This is a genomic window from uncultured Anaerotruncus sp., from assembly GCF_902490045.1.
In the GTDB taxonomy this organism is placed as follows: Bacteria; Bacillota; Clostridia; order Oscillospirales; family Ruminococcaceae; genus Anaerotruncus.
The window spans coordinates 1-23,903 of record NZ_CABUCJ010000030.1; the positions used below are offsets into that span (position 1 = coordinate 1).

At 64.8% G+C, this 23,903-nt stretch carries 18 protein-coding genes; 4 read left to right on the forward strand and 14 right to left on the reverse strand.

Translation table 11 applies throughout. The annotated features are described in order from the left end of the window. The 5 genes from RDM88_RS05070 to RDM88_RS05090 all read right to left on the reverse strand — a co-directional run. Window positions 1-299: hypothetical protein (locus tag RDM88_RS05070; protein ID WP_308753785.1), on the reverse strand; the 299-nt coding region annotated here is incomplete at its 3' end. A 104-nt stretch (window positions 300-403) separates the two neighbouring features. Further along, window positions 404-1,789: an NADPH-dependent glutamate synthase gene (gene gltA, locus RDM88_RS05075; RefSeq protein WP_308753786.1), complete on the reverse strand. Its 1,386-nt coding sequence runs from the start codon at window positions 1,787-1,789 to the stop codon at window positions 404-406. Beyond that, window positions 1,782-2,639 carry a sulfide/dihydroorotate dehydrogenase-like FAD/NAD-binding protein gene (locus RDM88_RS05080; protein ID WP_308753787.1) on the reverse strand — a complete coding sequence of 286 codons (858 nt, stop codon included), beginning with the start codon at window positions 2,637-2,639 and terminating at the stop codon, window positions 1,782-1,784. The genes gltA and RDM88_RS05080 overlap by 8 nt, the downstream gene beginning before the upstream one ends. A gap of 196 nt (window positions 2,640-2,835) precedes the next feature. Next, complete coding sequence (locus RDM88_RS05085) at window positions 2,836-6,648, reverse strand: N-acetylmuramoyl-L-alanine amidase (RefSeq protein WP_308753788.1); 3,813 nt, start codon at window positions 6,646-6,648, stop codon at window positions 2,836-2,838. A gap of 91 nt (window positions 6,649-6,739) precedes the next feature. Then, window positions 6,740-8,068, reverse strand: a complete 1,329-nt coding sequence (locus tag RDM88_RS05090) for a family 10 glycosylhydrolase (RefSeq protein ID WP_308753789.1) — start codon at window positions 8,066-8,068, stop codon at window positions 6,740-6,742. Window positions 8,069-8,218: 150 nt separating this feature from the next. Between RDM88_RS05090 and RDM88_RS05095 the strand changes: the two genes are divergently transcribed. After that, on the forward strand, window positions 8,219-8,587 hold the full coding sequence (locus RDM88_RS05095; RefSeq protein ID WP_308753790.1) for a zinc ribbon domain-containing protein: 369 nt from the start codon (window positions 8,219-8,221) through the stop codon (window positions 8,585-8,587). A gap of 84 nt (window positions 8,588-8,671) precedes the next feature. Here RDM88_RS05095 and RDM88_RS05100 read toward each other — a convergent pair whose 3' ends face one another. After that, entirely contained in the window at window positions 8,672-9,943 is a 1,272-nt protein-coding gene (locus RDM88_RS05100) for a DEAD/DEAH box helicase (protein WP_308753791.1), read from the reverse strand. A gap of 157 nt (window positions 9,944-10,100) precedes the next feature. On the opposite strand from RDM88_RS05100, the gene RDM88_RS05105 reads away from it, so the two are divergent. Then, the gene (locus RDM88_RS05105; RefSeq protein WP_308753792.1) at window positions 10,101-10,958 is read left to right on the forward strand and encodes a polysaccharide deacetylase family protein; all 858 of its coding nucleotides are present in this window, start codon (window positions 10,101-10,103) and stop codon (window positions 10,956-10,958) included. A gap of 85 nt (window positions 10,959-11,043) precedes the next feature. On the opposite strand, the gene rlmH is transcribed toward RDM88_RS05105, so the two are convergent. The 7 genes from rlmH to RDM88_RS05140 form a co-directional block, all read right to left on the reverse strand. After that, window positions 11,044-11,526, reverse strand: a complete 483-nt coding sequence (gene rlmH / locus RDM88_RS05110; protein ID WP_308753793.1) for a 23S rRNA (pseudouridine(1915)-N(3))-methyltransferase RlmH — start codon at window positions 11,524-11,526, stop codon at window positions 11,044-11,046. Further along, window positions 11,523-12,317 (reverse strand): MBL fold metallo-hydrolase, encoded by a 795-nt coding sequence (locus RDM88_RS05115; protein ID WP_308753794.1) that lies wholly within the window; start codon window positions 12,315-12,317, stop codon window positions 11,523-11,525. Before RDM88_RS05115 ends, rlmH begins: the two co-directional genes overlap by 4 nt. A gap of 64 nt (window positions 12,318-12,381) precedes the next feature. Beyond that, window positions 12,382-13,665 (reverse strand): UDP-N-acetylglucosamine 1-carboxyvinyltransferase, encoded by a 1,284-nt coding sequence (locus tag RDM88_RS05120; protein ID WP_308753795.1) that lies wholly within the window; start codon window positions 13,663-13,665, stop codon window positions 12,382-12,384. 298 nt (window positions 13,666-13,963) lie between these two features. After that, the gene (locus RDM88_RS05125; RefSeq protein WP_308753796.1) at window positions 13,964-16,039 is read right to left on the reverse strand and encodes a peptidoglycan DD-metalloendopeptidase family protein; all 2,076 of its coding nucleotides are present in this window, start codon (window positions 16,037-16,039) and stop codon (window positions 13,964-13,966) included. A 360-nt stretch (window positions 16,040-16,399) separates the two neighbouring features. After that, window positions 16,400-18,304 (reverse strand): threonine--tRNA ligase, encoded by a 1,905-nt coding sequence (thrS, locus tag RDM88_RS05130; RefSeq protein ID WP_308753797.1) that lies wholly within the window; start codon window positions 18,302-18,304, stop codon window positions 16,400-16,402. Between the two features lie 342 nt (window positions 18,305-18,646). After that, the gene (locus RDM88_RS05135; RefSeq protein ID WP_308753798.1) at window positions 18,647-19,123 is read right to left on the reverse strand and encodes a hypothetical protein; all 477 of its coding nucleotides are present in this window, start codon (window positions 19,121-19,123) and stop codon (window positions 18,647-18,649) included. Window positions 19,124-19,245: 122 nt separating this feature from the next. Beyond that, on the reverse strand, window positions 19,246-19,473 hold the full coding sequence (locus RDM88_RS05140) for a helix-turn-helix transcriptional regulator (RefSeq protein WP_308753799.1): 228 nt from the start codon (window positions 19,471-19,473) through the stop codon (window positions 19,246-19,248). A 139-nt stretch (window positions 19,474-19,612) separates the two neighbouring features. Here RDM88_RS05140 and RDM88_RS05145 point away from each other — a divergent pair, with 139 nt between their 5' ends. Both RDM88_RS05145 and rny read left to right on the forward strand, forming a co-directional pair. After that, window positions 19,613-19,888 (forward strand): hypothetical protein, encoded by a 276-nt coding sequence (locus RDM88_RS05145; protein WP_308753800.1) that lies wholly within the window; start codon window positions 19,613-19,615, stop codon window positions 19,886-19,888. A gap of 274 nt (window positions 19,889-20,162) precedes the next feature. Beyond that, window positions 20,163-21,725 carry a ribonuclease Y gene (gene rny / locus RDM88_RS05150; protein ID WP_276873141.1) on the forward strand — a complete coding sequence of 521 codons (1,563 nt, stop codon included), beginning with the start codon at window positions 20,163-20,165 and terminating at the stop codon, window positions 21,723-21,725. 58 nt (window positions 21,726-21,783) lie between these two features. Here the strand turns inward: rny and feoB are convergent, their stop codons facing one another. Continuing rightward, window positions 21,784-23,787: a ferrous iron transport protein B gene (gene feoB / locus RDM88_RS05155; protein ID WP_308753801.1), complete on the reverse strand. Its 2,004-nt coding sequence runs from the start codon at window positions 23,785-23,787 to the stop codon at window positions 21,784-21,786. Between the last annotated feature and the right edge of the window lie 116 nt (window positions 23,788-23,903).

Sequence of the window (23,903 nt, forward strand, 5' to 3'; positions counted from 1 at the left end):
GTCAGCGCCCGCGCGGCGGCGTCCGCCGCACGGTCCGCCGCGTCCCGCGCCCGCGCGGAGACCGCGGCAACCCCTGTTCCGCTAGGGATCTCCACCCGGTCGGCGGTCAGAAGCCCGTCAAACAGTTCCGCCATCCCCCGCGCGGCCCCCGGCTGGAACCGCCGCAGCCCCAGGCAGCCGAGCAGCAGCGCCGCGCACAGGACGATCTGAACGATCACGGTGAAGAGACAGGGGTCCCTCTCCCGCCGCCTGCGCCCGCCCGAACGCGGCGGATACCGGCGTATCCTCTGGTCGATCATGATGCCATCCCGCTCCTTCTCTGTCCTTTAAGACAAGTCTATGCGGGCGGAGGCAAAAAAATGAGCGGTTTGTCCACCGGACAAACCGCTCATTTACAATCTGCTTATTTCGATTTGATGTATTCGTCGATCGACTGGGCGGCGGTCTTGCCCGCGCCCATCGCGAGGATGACCGTGGCCGCGCCCGTCACCGCGTCGCCGCCCGCGAACACGCCCGGCTTGGTCGTCGCGCCGCGTTCATCCGCCACAAGGCAGCCCTTTTTGTTGGCCTCCAGCCCGGTGGTCGTCGACCGGATGAGCGGGTTGGGGCTCGTGCCGATCGCCATGATCACCGTGTCCACATCGATCGTGAAATTGCTGCCCTGCTTTTCCATCGGGCGGCGGCGGCCCGACGCGTCCGGCTCGCCGAGCTCCATCTCCACGCATTCGATCGCCTTCACGCGGCCGTTTTCGTCCCCGATGATCTGCACCGGGTTGTTGAGGAGCTTGAAGATGATCCCCTCCTCCCTGGCGTGATGGACCTCCTCGGCGCGCGCCGGGAGCTCGACCTCGCTGCGGCGGTAGACGATGTACACCTCTTCCGCCCCCATCCGCTTGGCGCAGCGGGCCGCGTCCATCGCCACGTTGCCGCCGCCCACGACGGCGACCTTCCCGCTCTTCGCAATCGGGGTGTCGTACCCCTCGCGGTAGGCCTTCATGAGGTTGATGCGGGTGAGGTATTCGTTGGCGGAATAGACCCCCAGCAGGTTTTCGCCGGGGATGTTCATAAAGCTCGGGAGCCCCGCGCCCGAACCGATAAAGACCGCCTCAAAGCCCTGCTCGAAGAGCTCGTCTACCGAGTCGACCTTGCCGATGACCATGTCGGGCTTCAGCTCCACGCCGAGCTTTTCGAGCGCGCCCACCTCGCGGGCGACGATCTCCTTGGGAAGGCGGAACTGCGGGATGCCGTAGACGAGCACGCCGCCCGCCGTCTGAAGCGCCTCGAAAACGGTGACCTCATACCCCATCCTGGCGAGGTCCCCCGCGCAGGTGAGCCCCGCCGGGCCCGCGCCGACCACCGCGACCCGGTGTCCGTTGGAGGCGGGGCGCGAAAGCTCCTCCGTGCCGTTTTCCATCCACCAGTCGGCCACGAACCGCTCGAGGCGGCCGATGCCCACCGGCTCCCCCTTGACGCCGCGCACGCACCTGCCCTCGCACTGGTTCTCCTGCGGGCACACCCGCCCGCAGACGGCGGGCAGCGAATTGGTCAGGGCGATCTCCCGGTAAGCCCCGGCAAAATCCCCCTCCGCCACCTTCGCGATGAACTCCGGGATATGTACGTTGACCGGGCAGCCGGCGACGCACGGCCTGTTTTTGCAGTGGAGGCAGCGTTTCGCCTCGTCCACCGCCATTTCGGCGGTGTAGCCGAGCGCGACCTCCTCGAAATTTTGATTGCGCACGCCGGGGGCCTGCTCCGGCATGGGGTTCTTCTTCAGGGACATGTTAGGCATGGCGTTTCCCTCCCGTCAGACGGCAGATGTGCGCCGGGTCCTCCCGGTCGGCCATCTCGCGCTCCTTATAAAAGCCGTTGCGCTTCATCAGCTCGTCGAAGTCGACCTCGTGGCCGTCGAAGTCCGGGCCGTCCACGCAGGCGAATTTCGTCTGCCCGCCGACCCGCACGCGGCAGCCGCCGCACATGCCGGTGCCGTCGACCATGATCGGGTTGAGGGAGACGAGCGTCCTGATGCCGTAGGGCTTGGTCGTGGCGGCGACGAACTTCATCATGATCACCGGCCCGATCGCGATGACCAGGTCGTATTGTTTTCCCGCCTTGATGAGCTCCTCGAGCTTCTGGGTGACGAGCCCCTTCTCGCCGTAGCTGCCGTCGTCGGTCATCAGGTAGAGATGGCCGGTGACCGCCTTCATCTCCTCCTCGAGGATGACGATCTCCTTCGAGCGGAAGCCCGCGATCATGTCCACCTCCAGCCCCGCCGCGTGCAGCGCCTTGGCCTGCGGATAGGCGATCGCGGTGCCCACGCCGCCGCCGATCACGCACACCCGTTTGACCTCCGGCCCCACATGGGTCGGCTGGCCGAGCGGTCCGACGAAGTCGAGCAGGCTGTCGCCCTCCCCGAGGGTGTTCAGCAGCTTGGTGGAGGCGCCGACGATCTGGAAGATGATCGTCACGGTGCCTCTTTCGCGGTCATAGTCCGCGATGGTCAGCGGCACCCGCTCCCCCCGCTCGTCGACGCGGAAGATGATGAACTGGCCCGCCTGCGCCTTCCTGGCGATATGCGGGGCCTCGACCTCCATCAGCGTCACCGTGTCGTTCAGCGCCCGCTTCTTGACAATCTTGTACATACGCTCACTCCTATTTCAGGCCGCGCGTCCAGCGCACGGCACATTTTGAAAGAGTTAATTTTTTATCAAATCCTGCTCAAAATAATAATTTTTTATCACTCGTTCTATTATACCAGCATCCGGCCGCCCATGCAACAGAAAAAACACAACAAACCTCCGCAAATTGCACGCGAAGGTTTGTTATATCTGTGCATGCTCACTTTTTGACGGTGATCTTGAACTTCTTGACGACCTTGCTCTTGTCGTACGGCTCGCCCACAAGGTAGGCGGTGCCCGCCCTGAGGCCCTCCACCTTGACGACGTTCTCGTCGTCGGTGCGGTAGAGCTCGAGGATGTCGCTGTCGGTCACCGACCACTTGATGCCGGGGTCCTCCGCGTTGGCGGGGGACACCCTGCCGGTGTAGACCGAGCGCCCCTCCCCCACGTAGAGGGTCGACGGCCCGTCGATCGTGATCGCCTCGACCTTGACCCCCTTCTTGGGCGCGGTACTGCTCGTGTCCTTGCTGGTCTGCTTGTATTTGCCGGTGCCCACCACGATGTCGATCGAGCCGCGCACCCCGCTGCCGTCCCGCGCGATGGCGGTGATGGTCGCGGTGCCGTCCCGCAGGCCCTCCGCCTTGCAGGAGGAGGACGTCAGGTTGGAAAGCTCGACGATGTCGTCGTCATCGGTCACCCACTTGACCCGGTCGTCGTCCGCGTCGGAGGGCGACACCCGCACCGAAAGCGTCGTGCGGGTCCCCACCTCGATCTCCTCCTCTTCCGCCTCGACGACGATCTTCGTCACGTCGCCGCCGTCGCCGCCGCTTCCGCCGCCGACATAGACGGTGCAGCGCGCCTCGTCGTCGTCGGTGTAGGCGGTGATGCGGGCCCGGCCCTCCCCCTTGGCGACCACCTTGCCGGAGGAATTGACCGTCGCGACCGACTTGTCGTCCGTCTCCCACGAGACGTCCGCGCCGCCCGCGCCGCTCACCTTGAGCGGGAAGGTGTCGCCCACCTCGAGGTCGAGCTCCGTCTCGTTGAGGCGGAGGCTCCCGCCGTCACCGCCGTCGTCCTCGTCGTCCTCATCGTCGCCGGAGGAGTAACTCCCCGAGCTGGTGCCGCCGAGGTAGGCGCTGATGCCGTTGGCGATCGCCTCGGCCATGCGGCTCTGGTATTTCGAGTTGATCAGCTTGGTGTATTCCCCCTCGTTGGACATGAAGCCCAGCTCGGCCAGCACGCAGGCGAACTGGCTTTCGCGGGTCATGTAGTAGAGCCCCGCCTTGGCGCCGCGGTTGTCCGAGCCGAGCGTCTTGGAGACGTTGGCGGAGATGTTCGCCGCGAGCTGCTTGGAGAAGGGGTAGAAGTAGTAGACCTCGGTCCCGGTCGCCTTGACGTTGGGGGCGGAATTGCTGTGGACGCTGACGAGCACCTGCGCGTTGAAGGCGCGCGCCGCCGCCATGCGGGTGGCCATCGTCGAGCCGGGCTCGGCCATCAGCACCGTCGCGCCCTGGCTCTTGAGGTCGCTGACGAGCTTCTGGGCCACCGCGAGGTTGATGTCCGCCTCGTCCTTGCCGGGATAGAAGCCGAGGTTGCCCGGGTCGTTGCCGCCGTGCCCGGGGTCGACCACAATCCGCGCGCCCGAGAGGGAGCCGGGGGAATTGTTGAAGCGCAAAACGAGGCTGTTGCCCTCGTAGGACGCCTTGTAGCCGAGGAAGCCGCCCGCCTTCTTGAGGGTGAGGTTGAGGTTGGAGCCCTCCCATTTGGCCGACTTGAAGAGCGCGTTGGACTTGATCGAATCGGAGTCGGGGGTGCGGGCGGTGTAGTCAAATTTGAAGATGATCTGCGAGCCGTCGTAGGCGACCTTGTAGGGCACCTTCTGGTCCATCGCAAGCGTGACGCTCGTATAGGCGCCCGACGACTTGACCGACATGCCGCTGATGACGTTCTGGTCGGGCATCGAGCCGCCCGACGCCTTGATGTCGTCCGAATAGACGCGCACGCCCGATTCGAGCTTCCAGTAGGTCTTGGTGACGCTGCCGTTCTTGTAGACGATCTCGTCCCCGTAGGTCTTGTCCACCGTGCCCTTGGGCAGCGGGAAGTAGCCCGGGTTGGAGTTGTCGTTCAGGGTATTGATGGGGAAGGTCTCCGCCTGGTCGGCCACGACGTAGACGACCGCCCCCTCGCCCATGACAGCCCGCTTGTTGACGGTGACGAGCGCGCCCTCCACCGACTGGGTCTCCCCCTGCGCGGTGGCGGTGAAGGTGATGTTGCCCATCGTGGTGGCGGAGGCGGAGGCGCTCGGCGCGGTGAACACGCCGGTGAACCGCTTGTAGCCGGACAGCGAGTCCGCCTCGTCCGTCTCGTCCTCCGTCTGGGAGAGGGTGATCGTCTGCCCGCCGACGCTGGCGCTCACCTTGGCGTCCTCATAGGCGAGCACCGAAACGGTGACCTCCATGCCGCCGTCTACCGCCAGCTTGCCGGTCGGGGTGACCTCCTTGATGACCTGCACCTGCCGCGTGATGCTGTAGGTGAGGGTCTTGCCCTTGTGCGCAAAGGTGAAGGTGTTGAGCCCGGGCGTCAGATCCTCGCGGATGGCGAAGTAGCCGCTCTCGTTGGTGGGGATCTTCTCCCCGTTCATCGTGACCTCCGCCTGCGGGTCGGACGCGCCCTGGAAGGTGACCGACTGCTCCTTGGTCGTGAAGGTCATCTGCTGCGGGGTGGTGATGGCGAGCTGGGTGAGCACCCACTGCTCGTTGATCTCGTTGTTGAGGTACTGCACAAGGGTGGTCGTGCTGTTGCCGGGGTTGGCGGAGAGCGCCGCTAGGGAATTGAACGCGCTGCCCGACACGCCGCCCAGCTCCTGCAGGTCGATGACCTGCTTGGTGAGCTGCTCGTAGACCGTCCAGCCGACTGACTGGGTCCCCACGCGGTCGGCCGCGTGCATCATGTAAAGGGTGGTGTTGGCGCCGCGCGCCACCTGCTTCCACCACTCGGCCACGACGCCGAACCGCGCCGTCTCCTCGTTGGTGGAGCCGTAGTTTTTGACCATCACGAAGTCGAAGAGTCCGCTCTCCGCCATCGCCTTCGTGTCCGCGTTGCCGTAGCCGAGCGAGGTCCGCTCCGCCTTGGTGTCGGTGCCGCCGGGGTTTTCCGAGGCGTTCTCCCACACCGCGTCCGCCAGCAGCCCCACCTGGGTGCCGGGCGCGCGCTCCCGCACGGCGGACGCCGCCGCGCTCACAAGCGCCGACGGCACCTGCCGCAGGTAGTTCCGATAGCCCGCGCCGCCGCCGTTTTCGAGGTACTGGGCGTAGCTGCGCCCGTCCGCGGGGTTCTCGTACCCGTCGAGCAGGATGCCGTCCAGCTTGTACCTTTCCGCGAAGGAGCCGATGCTCTCCCGCACGCTGTCGAGCGTCCTCCCGTCCGCGCCGGCGGCGCGCAGGTACCTGCCGTCGTCGCCAGCGAGGCCGGACACGTCGTAGGTCGCGTAGACGTAAAAGCCCATCTCGCGGGCCTTGTCCGCGAGGTAGCTGGTCACGTCGACCTCGAGCGGCGCCGTCTCGAGCGTGTCGCTCGTGAAGAGGACGCCGTCCTTGTATTTGGTGTCGATGATGATCGAATTCATCGTCAGCTCCCGCGCGGCCGCGAGCGCCCGGTCGAGCTGGCCGCCCAGCTCCGCCGCGGAAAGCGGCGCGTCGGTCGTCAGATAGTCGGTTCCCGCCGAGATCACCACCGCCCGCAGCTCGTCCGGAACGTTAAAGTAGACCGGCTCGGGCTCGGGCGCCTCCTCCGGTTCCTCTTCGGGCCCGGAGGACTCCCCGGGGCCGTCCGCGTCCTGCGGCTCCTCCCCGCCGGAGGACTCCGGTTCCCCGTCGGCGGAGGCCATGACGGCGGCGTCCGGGCTTTCCGGCCCGTCCCCTCCGATCAAATCCCCGCCGAGAAACGCCAAAACCCCCATCAGCAGCGTCATCAGGATGAACGCCGCCGACAGGGCCACTGCGAGCTTTTTGCGGTTGGGGCCGTTTCTTGGCAAACTGGTTTCCTCCCCGCGCGGACCGCCCCGCCGGGGCCTGTCCGGATACCGTATGGGGCGGGTTCGAGAACCCGCCCCGTCCTTTCGGATATCAGAAAATCTTTTTGAGGTTCCGTTCCTCCGCCTGCATCTGCCTGCCCGGCGAAACGAAGAGGGATTCGTAGCTGTAGAAGGCCACGCCGCCGTAGTGCTTCGCGCCCCGCGCGGTCGTCACCATGCGGGCGAGCAGGTCGGTGGTTCCGAGCCACTCGTCGCGGCCCGCTCCCGCCCACGCGTCCTCGGTGCCGATCTTATAGGCCCCGATGCCCACATAGAGCTTGATGCCGTCCACCTTGATCATGTCCGCCCACTGCTTCACCGTCTCGGCGTAGGGGCAGGTCGCATTGTCGTAGCCGTAGTAGATCTGCGGACAGATGTAGTCGACATAGCCGGGATTGGAGAGCCAGACGGACGCGTCCGCGAACTGGCTTTCGTAGTTGGTCCTGACGTTGCCCTGCGGGCTGATGCCGAAGAGGCAGGCGGGCTTTTGCTCCTTGACCGCGGCGTAGACCTCCCGGACGAGGATATCCACGTTCTCCCGCCGCCAGTCGGCCTGGGAGAGGCTGGAGCCCGAGGCGCGGTATGTCGCGCTGTCGAAGGCAAAATCGGTCGTCGGGTAGAAGTAGTCGTCAAAGTGGACGCCGTCCACGTCGTAGTTCTGCACGATCTCCCGCACGCCGTTCACGATGAGCCTGCGCGCCGCGGGGCTGCCGGGGTTGTAGTAGACGCCGCCGTTCCATTCGAGCGCCGCGTCGCTGCCCTGGCTGAGCCAGATTTTCGCCTGGTTGTCGTTCGACATCGGCTGGTCCCCGATCCGCACACGGTAGGGGTTGAGCCACGCCTCGATGCGCAGTCCCCGCTCGTCCGCCAGCGCGCACATGATCTCCAGCGGGTCATAGCCGGGGTCCACGCCCTCGGTGCCCGTCAGGTAACGGGACCAGGGGAAGAAGTCGGACGCGTAGAGCGCGTCGCCGAACGGCCGCACCTGCACGAAGACGGTGTTGAAGCCGAAGTCGGCCGCCTTCTTGAAGGCCGCGCCGACGTTGGCGGTGAACTCCGCCTGCGTCTTGCCCTTGATCATCGGCTCGAGCGTCAGGTAGGACATCCACACGGCGCGCACCTCCCCCTGCGGGGCGGAGGAGATCTTCTGTCCCTCCCGCGGGGCGTTCGCCGCCAGCAGCCCGGCGCCGAGGAGAATATTTTCGTCGCTGCCCGGCGCTTCCACGCCGTACACGCTTGTCGTTTCCGTCCTGCTCAGGGTGACCGCCCGCGCGGCGTCCCCCCGGCCTCCCGCGATGTCATCGCCGGCCGCCCGGCTTCCGCAGCCGGCCATGCCAACCAGCAGAAATACCGACAGTATAACGCTTAACGTCTTTTTCATGCTGATTTTCCTTTCCACACGATAACTCAACATAATTTTACACGTTTTGCCCAATTCGGTCAAGTGTTCCGGGCAAATATCTGTCTTTTCCGGTTGACTTTTTCAACATTTAGTATACACTTGTACCAACGGTTTCCGGAGGTGACAGAGATGTTCTTTCTAGGTATATTCGGCGCGAACAGCAAAGTAGTACCCGTCGGACAGGTTTCCGCGGCGGCCTGTCCCGCCTGCGGGGAAACGGTTTCCCTCAGCGTCTGCCGCCGCTACAGCTATGTCCACTTCTTTTTCATCCCGCTCGTCAAGTACGATTCCGTCTACCTGGCCGCCTGCCCCCGCTGCGCGAGCGTCTTCGAGCTCGACCCCGCGCTCGGCAGGCGGCTCGCGCATGACGGGGAAATCACGGTGCCGCCGGGCGGACTGCGCCTGCTGCGCAATAACCTTACCCCACGCTGTCCCGCCTGCGGCGCGCCGCAGCAGAGGAACAGCCTCTACTGCAATCGGTGCGGCGCAAAGCTCTGATTCCTGCATCCCGGCAAAAATTTTCGGCGTTCCGCAATCAACAGACAGAAAAAGGCAGCCGCAATGCGGCTGCCTTTTTGGGTTTCAATGCTTGCGCGGGGGGCGTCCGGCGGACTTTTGCTGCTTTTGCGGCTGCTGGCGCACCGGCTTCGGCTTCGCGGCGCGCTGCTCGCGCGGCGGGCGCTGGGGGCGCGGCTGCTTGGGCGGCGCCTCGAACACCTCCATCGGGTAGGGGTGGTCCTCCACCACGGGGATTTTTTTGCCGATCAGCTTTTCGATCTCCTTGAGCTCGTCCATCTCCTCGATGCTGCAAAAGGAGATCGCCGTCCCCGACAGCCCTGCGCGCGCCGTGCGCCCGATGCGGTGCACATACGTCTCGGGGATGTTGGGCAGGTCGTAGTTGATGACGTGGGAGAGCTCGTCGATGTCGATGCCGCGCGCGGCGATGTCGGTCGCCACGAGCACGCGGATCTCCCCCGCCTTGAAGGCGCTCAGCGCCCGCTGGCGGGCGTTCTGGCTCTTGTTGCCGTGGATCGCCTGCGCCTCGACGCCCGCCTTGGCGAGCTCCCGGGCCACCCGGTCGGCGCCGTGCTTGGTGAAGGTGAACACGAGCGCCGAGACGATGCCCGGGTCTTTGAGCAGGTGCACGAGCAGGCGGCGCTTGTTGGGCTTGTCCACAAAGTAGAGCCGCTGGTCGATCACCTCGACGGGGGATGAAACGGGATTCACCGCCACCTTGACCGGGTCGGTGAGGATGCGGTCGCACAGGCGCATGATGCTCTCGGGCATCGTGGCGGAGAAAAAGAGGGTCTGCCGCTTCTGCGGCACCCGGGCGATGATCTTCTCCACGTCGTGGATAAATCCCATGTCGAGCATCCGGTCGGCCTCGTCGAGCACCAGCGTCTCGACGTGCGACAGGTCGATGTACCCCTGCCCGATCAGGTCGTTGAGCCTGCCGGGGGTGGCGACGAGGATGTCGATGCCGCGGCGGAGCTCGTCCACCTGCGGGTTCTGGGAGACGCCGCCGAAGATGACGGCGGTGCGCAGGCGCAGGTAGTGGCCGTAGGCCTTAAAGCTGTCGGAAATCTGGAGCGCGAGCTCGCGGGTCGGTGTGAGCACGAGCGCGCGGATGACGCGCGGCGCGCCTGGCTGGGGCTTTTGGGCGGAGAGCCGCTGCAAAATCGGCATGGCGAACGCGGCGGTCTTGCCGGTGCCCGTCTGGGCGCAGCCGAGCACGTCGCGGCCCTCGAGCGCGGGCGGAATCGCCTTCTGCTGGATGGGGGACGGGGCGGAATAGCCCTCGTCGGCCGCAGCGCGCAGGATGGGCGGTATCAATTTCAGTTGTTCAAATTTCATAAGTTGTGCAGATTCCTTTTGTTCAATTCACAGTTTCTGTGTAAGCTGTAAGTATACCACACTTCCGGCCGGATTGCCAGTAAAAATTCCCCACGCTCATACGGACAGGCGCGCACGGCATAGATATGCAGAAGAAAACGCTTTGGGAAGTGACGCAATGAAGGCAATCAACAGGGCGATCCTGCCGCTGGCCCTCGCGCTGGCGGTGGCGCTGGGCGGCATCGCAGCGCGCGGCGTCCGGGCGGTGAACGCGCCGGCGGAACCGGAGGGAATCGAGCTGCCGATCGTGATGTACCACCACGTGCTCAAGGAGCAGGCGCGGCTCAACAAATACACCGTCTCCCCCGACGAGTTCCGGTCGGACATGGAATACCTGCGGGCGGAAGGCTACACCCCGATCGTGATCGCCGACCTGCTCGCCTACGTGGAAGAGGGCGCGCCGCTGCCCGAGCGGCCGGTCATGATCACCTTCGACGACGGGTACGAGAGCTTCCACGAGTACGTCTTCCCTATCCTGAAGGAGTACGGCTTCAAGGCGGTCTATTCCATTGTGGGCAGGTACGCCGACCAGTATTCCTCCGTGGACGACCACCACATCCGCTATTCCCACTCGACGTGGAACGAGCTGCGCGAGATGCACGACAGCGGCCTCGTGGAGATTCAAAACCACTCCTACAACCTGCATGAGAATCAGAACGGCCGCCACGGCTCGATGCGCAAACCGGGCGAGGGGCTGGCATCCTACCAGACGATGCTGGAGACCGACCTCGGCAAGCTCCAGGACGAATGCGAGGAGTTCCTCGACTGGACGCCCACCTGCTTCACCTACCCGTTCGGACAGATCAGCAAGGAGGCGCTGCCGGTGATCCGGGGGATGGGCTTTTCCGCGGCGCTGACCTGCGAGGAAAAGCTCAACTACATCACGGGCGATCCGGAGCAGCTCTACCACCTGCGGCGGTTCAACCGCCCGCACGGCACGCCGTTCCAAACGATCCTCGAGCGCGCCCGCAAATAATCAAGGGGGTTCACCCAACCCATTCAAAAGTTTCGCCCGCCTTTTCAAAGGCGGGCGAAACTTTTGGCTGAAAAAGCGAAAGTCCTTATTTATGATACTTCGCGTTCGCGTTGATCGAGAAGGCGCGGTAGAGCTGTTCGAGCAGCAGCACCCGCGCGAGCTGGTGCGGGAAGGTCATCGGCGACATCGAAAGCCGCAGCGACGCGGCGTTTTTCACCGCGTCGGACAGCCCGTAAGAACCGCCGATCACAAACGCGAGGCTCCCCGCGCCCGACGCGGCCGCCCGCGCGATGTAGTCCGCAAGTCCCTCGGAGGAGAGCGTCTTCCCCTCGATGCACATCGCGACCACCCGCGCGCCCTTCGGGATTTTCTCGAGGATGCGCTCCCCCTCCCTTTCCACGCAGGAGCGGACCTGCGCGGGCGAGGGGTTCTCCCCCAGCCGGAATTCGTCGACCTCCACGACCGACGCCTTGCTCCAAAGCCCCATCCGCTTGAGGTATTCCGCGCAGCCGTCGCGCATCCACGCCTCCTTGAGCCTGCCGACCGCGATCACCTGTACCGCGGTCACAGTACCACCATCTCGGACGGACCCGACCTGGAGGCGACGGCCAGCGTGAAGTCGATCCCCTCCCGCATGCCGCCCGCCGTCAGCGCGCAGTAGGACGCCTGGTAGGCGTTTTCGGGCGTGTTGCTGTTCTGGGAGAGGTGCCCGAGTACAAAGCGGGTGCTCCCCGAACGGACCAGGTCGATCAGCTGCCGCGCGCAACAGTCGTTCGAGAGGTGCCCCGTGTCGGAGGCAATCCGCCGCTTCAAATAGTAGGGGTAATCGCACGCGCTGAGCATCCCCGGCTCATAGTTCGATTCAAGCATCACGAGGTCGCAGCCGCGCAGCATCCGCGCGACGCTGTCGCTTATGTATCCCATGTCGGTGGCGACCGCCAGCCGCCGCCCGTCGGGGGTCTGAATCCGGTATCCGACGCTGTGCGCGCTGTCGTGCGGCGTGTCGAAGCTGTCGATTTCGAGCGAACCGACGCACAGGCGCGTCCCCGGCTCCACCGGATGGGCCTCCTGCCCCGGGACGAGCGTCCCGTCCCACCGCAGCCGCTCGAGCACCTCGGGCGTCGCGTAGAGGGGCACACCCAGCTTTTTGAGGAGCACCCGCAGGCCGCTCACATGGTCGGTGTGCTCGTGGGTGACGAGCACCGCGCCGATCGAGCGCGGCTCGATCCCGCGGGACTCCATCGCCGCCAGCAGCTGCTTGCAGGAGCGCCCCGCGTCGACAAGCACCGCCGAGTCGGAGGCGGCGACATAGGTGCTGTTCCCGCTGGAGCCGGAAAACAGCGTGCAAAACCGGGCCATAGGCATCCTCCCGAATGAAATTTGAAAAAACAAACGGCCGGCTCAAAAATCAGCCGGCCGGAGGTCAGAGCGCAGCCTTGAGCTCGCCGTCGGGGAGCACGACCTTGCGGATGTCCGCGCCGAGCGCCTCGAGCTTTTCCACGATATTTTCGTAGCCCCGCTCGATGTGCTCGATGTCCTCGATCTCGGTGACCCCGTGCGCCGCCATCGCGGCGATCAGCACCGCCGCGCCCGCGCGCAGGTCGACCGCGCGCACCGGGGCGGCCGTCAGCCGGGGCACGCCCTCGACGACGGCGACCTTGCCGTCCACCTGGATCTGCGCGCCCATCCGGCGCAGCTCGTCGACATAGCGGAAGCGGTTGTCCCACACGCCCTCGGTCACGATGCTCGTCCCGTTCGCCATCGAAAGCAGCGCGGTCATCTGCGGCTGCATATCGGTCGGAAAGCCGGGGTGGGGCATCGTCTTGAGGTTGACCTTGTTCAGCTCCCCCGCGCGCGTCACGCGGATCGAATCATCGTATTCGATCACCTCCGCGCCCGCCTTCTCGAGCTTTTCGGTGATCGCCTCGAGGTGCTTGGGGATGACGTTCTTCACAAGCACGTCCCCGCCGGTCGCCGCGGCGGCGACCATATAGGTGCCCGCCTCGATCTGGTCGGGGATGATCGAATAGGTGGTCCCGTGCAGGATGTCCACCCCGTGGATTTTGATGACGTCGGTGCCCGCGCCACGGATATCCGCGCCCATCGAGTTGAGGAAGTTGGCCAGGTCGACGATGTGGGGTTCCTTGGCGCAGTTCTCGAGGACGGTGATCCCCTTGGCCTTGACCGACGCGAGCATGACGTTGATCGTCGCGCCGACCGACACCACGTCGAAATAGATGTGCGCGCCGAGCAGCATGTCCGCTTTCGCGTTGATCATGCCGCTGTCGATCGAGACGGTTGCGCCGAGCGCCTCAAACCCCTTCATGTGCTGGTCGATCGGGCGGACCCCGAAATTGCAGCCGCCCGGCATCGAGACGCTCGCCCGGTTGCAGCGGGCGAGCAGGGTGCCCAGCAGGTAGTAGGAGGCGCGCATATACCGCGCGAGCTCATACGGGACGACCGGCTCGGTGATGTAGGTGGTGTCCACCTCGACGGTGGTGCGGTCGAGCATCCGCACCGACGCGCCGAGCGCGCGCAGGATTTTGAAGAGCATCGTGATGTCGCTGATGTTGGGGATATTCTCAATGACGCATTTTCCCTGCGCCAGGATCGTCGCCGGAATGATCGCAACGGCGGCGTTCTTCGCGCCGCTGATGGTGACCTCGCCGCAAAGCCGGGTATCGCCCTGCACAATAAACTTTTCCATCTTGACCGCCTTCTCCGCGCGCGCCGCACATTTTTTCAAAGCCGCGCCCCGGCTTCACGCGCGTCCGGCCGGGGCGAAGAGGATTTTGGTGAAAGGCTGTCCGCCGCGCCGAAGCGCGCGGCAAACAGATGCGCAGCAAAAGCGCATTTCAATACATATAGTATATCACCGCATCGCACAAAATAAAAGAGGAATTTTTGTGATGATTCTTAAAAACCGGCTCGATTTTTGCCGGATGATGGCAAAAACGCGCCCCGCGCGCTGGAAAGCGTGCGGGGCGCGTGTGTCCGCGGGAAATTTAACCATAGAGGTAGGGGGCCGCGTCGACCGGCGTGCCGTTGACGCGGATTTCAAAGTGCAGGTGCGGGCCGTAGGCGTTTCCGGTCGCGCCGATGGCGGCGATCGTCTCGCCCTGGGAGACCTGCTGCCCGGCGGAGACGTAGAGGGCGCTGCAATGCGCGTAGAGGGACTGCATCCCGGCCCCGTGGTCGATAACGACGCAGTAGCCGTAGAGTCCGCGCCAGCCGGACGCAACGACGGTGCCGTCGGCCGAGGCGAGGACGGGGCTGCCGTAGCAGCCGCCCCACGAAATGTCGGAGCCCGTGTGGCCCCAGTACCCGAGGAACCCAGGGTTGATGCGGCCGGCGACCGTCGGCCACTGGAAGGCGCCGGAGGCGACCCTGCCGCTCGAATCCTTCGGGATGACCTTGAGCGGTCGGTTGCCGCCCACGACGACGATCTGGTTGACCGGCTCCTTGACGATGGTGGTGTTGAGGATGTTGCGGTCGGTCTCGATGCCGTCGGTCATGATGATCTCGGCGGTCACCTCGCGCACCCCCTTCTCGCCCTGCTGCACGACCTGGTAGTAGCCGATGTCGTGGTCGGGGTCGGTGCGCTGGGTGATCTCGTACTCGAGCTCCTCCTCATACCGGATCGTCTCGGTCACCCTGACACCCAGGTAGGGCACCGAATTCGCGATCAGCAGCTCGTCGCCCGGGAAGAGGCTCACGTCGACGCCCGGGTTCATCGCCTTGAGCTCGTCGAGCGTAATCCCGTTTTTGGCCGCGATCTTCAGCGGGTCGTCGCCGCTGACAACCGTGTATATCTTCTTGCCGCGCTCCTCCTTGTCGAGCAGCAAGCGGATCTCCCCCAGCGAACGGATCGAACCGTTCGGGCCGGAGGGATAGAGGCCCTGCCTGACCTCCACCTTCTTCACGAACTGGATGCTCGAGTTCTCGCCCATGTCGGAGGTGCGGTAGCGCTCCTTCATCTCGTAGAGCAGGTCGAGCAGCCCGTCCCCGTCGGTGACGGCGCCGATATAGGTCCCGTCGATATACAGACCCGTCGCCTCCTCGACCGCGAAGCCGTCGGGGTTGTTCTCGCTCCGGCTCACCGCGCGGATCAGCCGGTTGGTCAGCTCGTCCGCGTCGAGCAGCTGGCTCGGGTCAGCCGTGTGCACGAACCGCCCCATGAACCTGCTGAACGGGTCGCGGGTGACGGGCGTCAGCTCAAAGCGCGGGCGGATCGTCTTGGCCTGTTCCTCCGCCTCCTCGGCGGCCTGCTCGGCCTCGTGAGTCTCGGCGGCGTCCTCCTCCTCGGCGGTCGGGTCCGCGACGAGCACGTCGCCGAGGATCATGCGCTCCTTCATGTCCTTTTCCGCCTCGGTGAAGACCGTCTCGTTGGAGACGTAGCCGATGTCGACGCCGTTGTACTCGACATGCAGCGCGAGCTGGAAGCCGGCGAAATAGCGGAGGGTGAAGTAGAGCAGCACGCACGCCGCGACGGGCGCGGCATAGTTGAGCAGCGTCCGAAAGATCCGCCACAGCCGCTTCAGCCAGAACCCGGCGGCGTTCAGGACGACGTTGGCAACGTTGCGCGGAGTGCCGTAGCGCCGGGCGTTATCGATCGCCTTGGAGAATCCCCTGCACTGCTCGCGCAGCTCGGTCAGCGGCGAAATGAGGTCGCGCCAGTAGCCGCGCAGGCGGGCGCGCAGGCGGTTGAAGTACTTGCGCCGCCGGACCGCGGCCTCCTCCTCCATCCGGTGGAAGCCGTGCACGACGTGCCGCCGCTTGGCGCGGGTCGAACGCAGCAGCTGGATGCCCACGAAATAGCAGTAGGCGTAAAAAGCGTTGGCCGCCCGGAACCAGAGCCGCCTGACCGACCGGACGAGGGGGCTCTCCGCCTTGGGGTCCGGCGGCGTTTCCGCGGGCGCGCCGCCCGCCGTTTCGGAGGCGTCCTCCCCGGCGGGCGCGGCGAGCTCCTCGAATTCTCCGGAGGGGGCCGCTTCTTCCGGTTCCCCTTCCGCAAGTTCGCCGAGCGGGGAATCGTCCGGCTCCGGTGCGGAACCGTCCGGCATCTTGTCGTATGGCGCCAAGCAGGCCACCTCCTTCCCGTGGATTCGCCGGGCCGCGGCGCGTTCCGCGCGCGGGCCGCATTTCGCCGCGCCCCCGCGAAAAACGCGGGGACCGGAAGAATGTCGTAGGGTATTATTGTACTATAAATCCGCGTTTTAGGCAAGTATCTGCCGGAAACGCGCGCTACCTGTATAGTTAACACGATTTATATGGCGGTAGTTTCGACAGTCTGTGAATATTCTGTGTACGGCCGGAAATATCCGCCTCCCCTTCCCCCTCCCGCGGCCCGCGGCGCAAGCCGCCCCGCGCGGGAGCCGGCCGAAGCCGGGCGGCAAAAAAGCAGCCGCTTGCGCGGCTGCTTTTCATGCGGTTCGGTCTGTTCAGTTGGCCTTGGAGTCGACCTCGGCCTTCGCCTTTTCGAGGAACGCCTCGAGGGACATGGTGGTCGTCTTGCCGTCGCGGCGGTCGCGCACCGCGACCTCGCCCGCCTCGGCCTCCTTGCCGCCGAGCACGAGCATGTAGGGGATCTTCTGGAGCTGCGCCTCGCGGATGCGGTAGCCGACCTTTTCGTTGCGGCTGTCCGTCTCGACGCGCAGTCCCGCGGCGGTGAGCGCGTCGGAGACCTTCTGCGCGTAGGGGATGTGCTCGTCGGTCACGGGCAGCACCTTGACCTGCACCGGGGCGAGCCAGAGCGGGAACGCGCCCGCGTAGTGCTCGGTGAGGATGCCGATGAACCGCTCGATGCTGCCGAAAACGACGCGGTGGATCATGACCGGGCGGTGCTTTTCGCCGTCCCTGCCGGTATAGGTGAGATCAAACCGCTCGGGCATCTGGAAGTCGAGCTGGATGGTGCCGCACTGCCAGGTGCGCCCGATCGAGTCGCGCAGGTGGAAGTCGATCTTCGGGCCGTAGAAGGCGCCGTCCCCCTCGTTGATCGAATAGGGCTTGCCGTTTTTGTCGAGCGCCTTCATGAGCGCGGCGGTGGCCGTCTCCCACTGCTCGTCGGTGCCCATCGAATCCTCCGGGCGGGTGGACAGCTCCAGCGCGTACTCGAAGCCGAACACGTTATAGAAGCTGTCGATCAGATCCATGACGCCGAGGATCTCCTCCTCGATCTGGTCGGGGGTCATGAAGATGTGCGCGTCGTCCTGGGTAAAGCAGCGCACCCGCATAAGCCCGTGCAGCGCGCCGGAAAGCTCGTGGCGGTGCACCAGCCCAAGCTCGGCCATCCGCTGGGGCAGGTCGCGGTAGGAGTGGAGCCTGCGCTTGTAGACGAGCATGCCGCCCGGGCAGTTCATCGGCTTGATCGCGAAATCGCGGTCGTCGATCTTGGTGGTGTACATGTTGTCCTTGTAGTGGTCCCAGTGCCCCGAACGGTGCCACAGCTCCTCCGAAAGGATCATCGGGGTGCGGATCTCCTGGTACCCGCGCGCGGCGTGCTGCTCGCGCCAGTAATTTTCGAGCTGGTTGCGCAGCACCATCCCCTTGGGGAAGAAGAAGGGGAAGCCGGGGCCCTCCTCGTAGATGTCGAAGAGGTCGAGCTCGCGGCCGAGCTTGCGGTGGTCGCGGCGCTTGGCCTCCTCGAGCATGTTGAGGTAGCTTTCCAGCTCGCCCGCCTTGGGGAAGGCGATGCCGTAGACGCGGCAGAGCATCCGGTTGTTGCTGTCGCCGTGCCAGTAGGCGCCGGTGCTCTGCAGGAGCTTGACCGCCTTGAGCGGCGCGACGCTCATCAGGTGCGGCCCGGCGCACAGGTCGGTGAAGTCGCCCTGCTTGTAAAAGCTGATCTTCTCCCCCGCTCCCGAGTGCTTTTCGATGAGCTCGACCTTGTAGGGCTGGTCCTTCATGAGCTCCTTCGCGTCGGCGGGGTCGAGCTCGAACCGCTCGAGCTCCTCCCCCGTCTTGACGATCGCCGCCATCTCCTTTTCGATTTTGGCGAGGTCCTCGGGAGTGAAGGGCTTTTCGACGTCGAAGTCGTAGTAGAAGCCGTTTTCGACGGCAGGCCCGATCGTATATTTCGTGTCGGGATAGAGGTGCATGACCGCCTGCGCCAGCAGATGGGAGGCGGTGTGCCAGAAGGCGTGCTTGCCCTCCGGGTCGTCGAAGGTGAGGATGGCGAGGGCGCAGTCCTGCGTGAGCGGGGTGCGCAGGTCAACCGCCTTCCCGTCCACCTTTGCCGCGCAGGCCGCCTTATAGAGGCCCGCGCCGAGGCTTTTCGCCACTTCCGCGGCGGTTGTGCCGGCTTCGTACTCCTTGACGACGCCGCCTTTCAACGTTACGTTTATCATATTCCCTGCTTCCTTTCTGTTGGGGTTATTTTACGCAAAATAAAAAGACTTCATCCCAAGACGGGATGAAGTCTGACACTCCACGGTTCCACCCGAATTGCGCCCAGGGGCGCCGCTCGATGATCGGTAACGGGATCGGCCGGCGTGCTCGTCGCACGCGCTCGGGGGGCGGTCGTCCATACGCGGCGCGTGAAGCGGCTTTCAGCCGGTGCCGCTTCTCTCTGTGGCGCGCCCTTGCGCCGGGACGTTCCCCGTCAACGCTGTTGTGGGATGTTCTGCTTTACAGGTTATCTTAGCACGCCGCCGCGCAACTGTCAACCGTTCTTTCGCGCGGGGACAAATTTACTTGGCGAGCGGCAGGTTTTCCACGATTTCGCGGGTGTTTTTGCTGCGCAGGTCCACCTCGTCGACCCAGCCGTAGAGGGTGTCCACCTGCCACGCGACCTTTTTCACGTCGCGGCGGATTTCCTTCACGTCGCCCTCCATGCGGTCGATGCGGGATTCGACCGCGCCGAGCCCCGCCTCCACGCCGCCGACGCGCGCGCCGAGATTTCCGATCTGGGTCTGGACGCCGCCGAGGCGCGTCTCCACCAGGTCCATCCGCGTCTCCACGCCGTCGAGCCGCAGGTCCATCCGGTCGAGCCGCGTCTCCACGTTGCCAAGCCGCGTCTCCATACCGCCCAGCCGCGTCTCCATGCCGCCAAGGCGGGTTTCGACGCTGCCAAGCCGCGATTCCATCTTACCGAGCTGTGTCCCGATGGGGGACAGCTTGTCGTCCATCATCTGCCCGATTGCCTGCAAAAGCTCCTGCTCGTCCATCCCGCACACCTCACAATGGAATCCAGATATCATTGCACTGCGGCTATTATAGCACAGGCGGCGCGCCCGCCGCAAGCTGGCAAAACTGCCAAGAAAAAGCGGCGGCCCATGGCCGCCGCTCTTTAATCTCTAAACTCGAACAGCTTGACAACCGGAATTTTAAAATACTCCGCAATCGCAAACAGGACATCGAGAGAAACGCCCGAACGGGCCTGCTCGATATTCCCTATTGTGACGCGATCCACGTCCAGCACTTCGGCAAGCTCCTCCTGTGTAATGCCGCGTTCCTTTCGGTAATACGCGACGTTCAGACCCAACTTGCGATACTGCGTTATAAATTTTATATCCATTTTCTTCACCCATAAAAAGCATATGATTTTTATGGGCAGTTAAACACAAAGTTTTATTTTTCAAAATATAATTTACATATTGAATTTATGATATTACAATTAATTTATGTTTATTGACATTCATCATGGAGGGATCACCATGAACCCACGCAGGCCGCTCATCAATGAAATCTACCGCTCCTGCTTCAGCGAAAGCGCCGCCGAACCGGACGAGCTCTCCGACCTGCGCGCGAAGCGCCGCGACCTCGAGCACCTCCTGCGCGGCAGGCTCGACGGCGCGGGCGACGCGGAAAGCTGGGCCCTGCTCGACCAGCTCCTCGAGTGCGTCAACCAGATCGAGTCCCTCAACTGCGAACAGTACTTCCGCGAGGGCTACGCCTACACCCTCCGGTTCCTCGCGCAGGGCCTCTGCTGAGCCGGGGCGGCCGCCAAAATGGCGGCCGCCCTCTTTTTTTATCTATTTTATCCTCTAAAAGTTCACAATTTCGCAATAATTCTTGACAATCCTATGACATCCATATAAAATAGTAATGTCATGCAGTATGTTTTATGGTATCATCGCACGGAAAGTTTTGGCGCTTTTTCCCGCTTTCCCGCGCTGTGCCAATAAAAATATTCTATCCGCGCCCGGCTTGCCCGCGCGCGGGTTGCGGACATTGAAAATGGAATAAAGGAGGTCAGTGTTCCCCATGAGCACAATCGGATTCATTCCGTTTGTCGTCAGTGTGATTGGTGCTTTTTTAGTTGGCGCGGTAATCGCCTTTTTCCTGGGCGTCGCATACCGCAAAAAGGCGGCTGAAGCGGCTCTCGGCTCCGCCGAGGAGGAAGCGAAACGGCTGATCAGCGACGCGATCAAAACGTCGGAAACAAAAAAGAAAGAAGCCATCATTGAGGCGAAGGACGAAATTTACAAGCTCAAGCAGGACAATGAAAAGGAAATGAAGGAACGCCGCTCGGAGGTTTCCCGCCTCGAACGGCGCATCCAGCAGAAAGAGGAGTCGGTCGACAAAAAGCTCGACAACCTCGAAAAGAAGGAAGAGACCCTTCAGGCAAAGCTCAAGGAGGCGGATACCAAGCTCCAGGAGGCCGAGCAGGTCAAAACCCACCAGTTCGACATGCTCGAAAAAATCTCCGGCTTCACCGCCGACCAGGCCAAGAATTACCTGCTTGCCAACCTCGAAGGCGAGCTGACCCACGAAAAGGCCCTCAAGATTTCCCAGTATGAGAGCCAGCTCAAGGACGAGTCCGACCAGAAGGCGCGCGAGATCATCGCCGCCGCCATCGGCCGCTGCGCGGCCGACTATGTGGCGGAGATCACCGTTTCGGTGGTGCCGCTGCCCAGCGACGAAATGAAGGGCCGCATCATCGGCCGCGAGGGCCGCAACATCCGCACCCTCGAAACCCTCACCGGCGTCGACCTCATCATCGACGACACCCCCGAGGCGATCACCCTTTCGAGCCACGACGCCGTCAAGCGCGAAACCGCGCGCGTCGCGCTCGAGCGGCTCATCCAGGACGGCCGCATCCATCCCGCCCGCATCGAGGAGACGGTCGACAAGGCCCGCCGCGAGATCGAGGGCAAGATCAAGCAGGACGGCGAGCGCGCCGTTATGGAGTGCGGCGTGCACGGCATGCACCCCGAGCTGGTCAAGCTGCTCGGCCGCATGCGCTACCGTTCGAGTTACGGCCAGAACGTACTTAGCCATTCCATCGAGGTCTCCCAGCTTGCCGGCATGATGGCCGCGGAGCTCGGCGCCGACGAGGCGCAGGCGCGCCGCGCGGGCCTCATCCACGACATCGGCAAGTCGATGACCCACGAGATCGAGGGCTCCCATGTGCAGATCGGCGTCGACCTCGCCCGCAAGTACAAGGAGAGCCCCGACATCATCCACGCGATCGAAGCGCACCACAACGACGTGGAGCCCCGGACGATCGTGGCCTGCCTGGTCCAGGCGGCCGACGCGATCTCCGCCGCCCGCCCCGGCGCCCGCAGGGAGAACCTCGAGAACTACATCAAGCGTCTTGAAAAGCTCGAGGAGATCGCCAATTCCTTCGACGGCGTCGAAAAGTGCTACGCCATCCAGGCCGGCCGCGAGGTGCGCATCATGCTCAAGCCCGACGTTGTCTCGGACGACCAGATGACCATCGTCGCGCGCGAGATCGTCAAGAAGATCGAAAGCGAGCTCGACTATCCCGGTCAGATCAAGGTCAACTGCATCCGCGAGAGCCGCGCGATCGAATACGCGAAATAAGCGAACGCTTCATAACGAACGCCCCCGCCAGCCGGAACCGGCTGGCGGGGGCGTTGTTCTATCCAAAGAGGTTCCGCCACAGCGTGCCGAGCTGGAAGACCGCGAGCGCCGCCGCATAGGCGACGGCGGTCTGCAGGAGGGCCGCCGCGAGCGCGCGCCAGGTGGAATGGAGCTCGCGGCGCATCGTCGCGAGCGCCGACACGCAGGGGGCGTAGAGCGCGCAGAAGACGAGGAACGAGGCGGCGGAGAGGGGCGAAAACCGCGCGGCGAGCGCCGCCGCGAGCGGCCCCTCCCCCGCGAGCGACACCCCCAGCGTAGAGACGACCGCCTCCTTGGAGACGAGCCCGGCGAGCAGCGCGACCGCCGCCTCGCGGAAGCCGAAGCCGAGCGGCGCAAAGAGGGGGGCGAGCGCGCCTCCAGCCCGCGCGAAGAGGCTGGCGGCGGGGTCCGCCGTGAAGCGGAGCCCCCCGTCCACATGCTGGAGCAGCCAGATGAGCACGCTCATCGCGAAGATGAGCGTCCCCGCCTTGCGCAAAAAATCGCCGCATTTTTCCCCGGTGTTGCGCAGGACGTTTTGCAGCGAGGGGGCGCGGTAGGGCGGGAACTCCATGAGAAAGGGGGCTTCCCGTCCCCGGAAGGGGCCCCTGCGCAGGAACCAGCCGACCGTCGCCATCGCCGCGATCCCCAAAAGATAGAGCGCCGCGACCGCCGCCCCCTGCCGGCGCGGGAAGAACACCCCGGCGAAGAGGGCGTAGATCGGAAAGCGCGCGCTGCAGGGCAGGTAGGGGGTCAGCAGGATGGTCAGCCGCCGGTCCCGCTCGCTTCCCAGCGTACGGGCGGCCATGACCGCAGGCGTGGTGCAGCCGAAGCCCATCAGCATGGGGATGAAGGATTTGCCCGTGAGCCCCAGCCGCCGGAGCGGCAGGTCCATCAAAAAGGCCGCGCGGGAGAGGTAGCCGCACTCCTCGAGCAGCGTGAGGCAGAGGAAGATGAGCGCCACCTGCGGCAGAAAGGCAAGCACGCTGCCCACCCCGCCGAGCACGCCGCCCACCAGCAGGTCGGAGACGGGCGGCGACACGCCGAGCGCGGGCAGCCACCCGGAAAGGCCCGCCGAAAGCCCGGCGAGCAGCCGTTCCATCCAGCTTTTGAGCGCGAGCCCCGGCCCCCCGAAGCAGACGCCGAACATCCCCGCCATCGCGGCCAGAAAGATCGGGAAGGCCAGCCGCCGGTGCAGCACCGCCCCGTCGATCCGGTCGGTGAGGGTGCCGCCCGCGGGCCTGGGCGGCGTTTTCACCGTCTCCCGCAGGATGCGTTCGATCAGCCGGTAGCGCGCCCCCGCGATGAGCGAGGCCGCGTCCTCCCCCGTCTCCCGCTCGAGCGACGCGCGGATGCGCCGCAGCTCCCACCTCTGCCGGGCGGTGAGGCGCAGGCGGTCCCGGAACGCGTCCGGGTCCTCCAGCAGCCCAGCGGCGTAGAACCGCAGACGCCCCGGTTCCCGCACCGCCTTCCTGACGGCGCGCACCGCCTCCCCGATCGCGCCGTCGAGCGGTTCGCCGTACCGGGGAGGCGGCGGGACGCGCGCACGGCCCAGCGCCGCGGCGGCCAGCTCCTCCACATTCTCCCCCTTTCTTGCCGCGACGGGCACCACCGGCACGCCCAGCAGCGTTTCCATCCGGGCGGCGTCCACGCCGCCGCCCGCCGCCCGCACCTCGTCCATCATCCCCACGGCGACCGCCATCGGCCTCCCGAGCTCGCAGAGCTGAAGGGTCAGGTAGAGTCCCCGTTCGAGCGAGGTGCCGTCCAGGATGCCGACCACCGCGTCCGCCTGTCCGCCGAGCAGGAATTCCCGCGCGACCCGCTCCTCCAGCGTATACGCCGCGAGCGAATAGATGCCCGGCAGGTCGACGAGCGACGCCCGCTCCCCCGCCGCCTCAACCGTCCCCTCCCGGCGTTCGACCGTCACCCCCGCCCAGTTGCCCACGTGCTGGCTCTGCCCCGTGAGCCGGTTGAAGAGGGTCGTCTTGCCGCAGTTGGGATTGCCCGCCAGCGCCACCGTCCGCATTGTCCGTTCCTCCCCGCGTCCCCGATTCGGGTTTGTCCCCTGCCACCAGCATATGCCGCGGCGGGAGCTTTTAGCCCTTGCCGCCGGAGAGCGCGGCGAAAGGGACGGGGCCGCGG

Excerpts from the sequence above, each read along its gene's own strand:
- RDM88_RS05080 (WP_308753787.1), bottom strand. The coding sequence starts at position 2,639 with ATGTACAAGATTGTCAAGAAGCGGGCGCTGAACGACACGGTGACGCTG.
- RDM88_RS05145 (WP_308753800.1), top strand. The coding sequence starts at position 19,613 with ATGAACCCACGCAGGCCGCTCATCAATGAAATCTACCGCTCCTGCTTC.
- RDM88_RS05100 (WP_308753791.1), bottom strand. The coding sequence starts at position 9,943 with ATGAAATTTGAACAACTGAAATTGATACCGCCCATCCTGCGCGCTGCG.
- RDM88_RS05140 (WP_308753799.1), bottom strand. The coding sequence starts at position 19,473 with ATGGATATAAAATTTATAACGCAGTATCGCAAGTTGGGTCTGAACGTC.
- RDM88_RS05135 (WP_308753798.1), bottom strand. The coding sequence starts at position 19,123 with ATGGACGAGCAGGAGCTTTTGCAGGCAATCGGGCAGATGATGGACGAC.
- rny (WP_276873141.1), top strand. The coding sequence starts at position 20,163 with ATGAGCACAATCGGATTCATTCCGTTTGTCGTCAGTGTGATTGGTGCT.
- RDM88_RS05105 (WP_308753792.1), top strand. The coding sequence starts at position 10,101 with ATGAAGGCAATCAACAGGGCGATCCTGCCGCTGGCCCTCGCGCTGGCG.
- thrS (WP_308753797.1), bottom strand. The coding sequence starts at position 18,304 with ATGATAAACGTAACGTTGAAAGGCGGCGTCGTCAAGGAGTACGAAGCC.
- gltA (WP_308753786.1), bottom strand. The coding sequence starts at position 1,789 with ATGCCTAACATGTCCCTGAAGAAGAACCCCATGCCGGAGCAGGCCCCC.
- RDM88_RS05090 (WP_308753789.1), bottom strand. The coding sequence starts at position 8,068 with ATGAAAAAGACGTTAAGCGTTATACTGTCGGTATTTCTGCTGGTTGGC.
- RDM88_RS05095 (WP_308753790.1), top strand. The coding sequence starts at position 8,219 with ATGTTCTTTCTAGGTATATTCGGCGCGAACAGCAAAGTAGTACCCGTC.
- RDM88_RS05120 (WP_308753795.1), bottom strand. The coding sequence starts at position 13,665 with ATGGAAAAGTTTATTGTGCAGGGCGATACCCGGCTTTGCGGCGAGGTC.
- feoB (WP_308753801.1), bottom strand. The coding sequence starts at position 23,787 with ATGCGGACGGTGGCGCTGGCGGGCAATCCCAACTGCGGCAAGACGACC.
- RDM88_RS05115 (WP_308753794.1), bottom strand. The coding sequence starts at position 12,317 with ATGGCCCGGTTTTGCACGCTGTTTTCCGGCTCCAGCGGGAACAGCACC.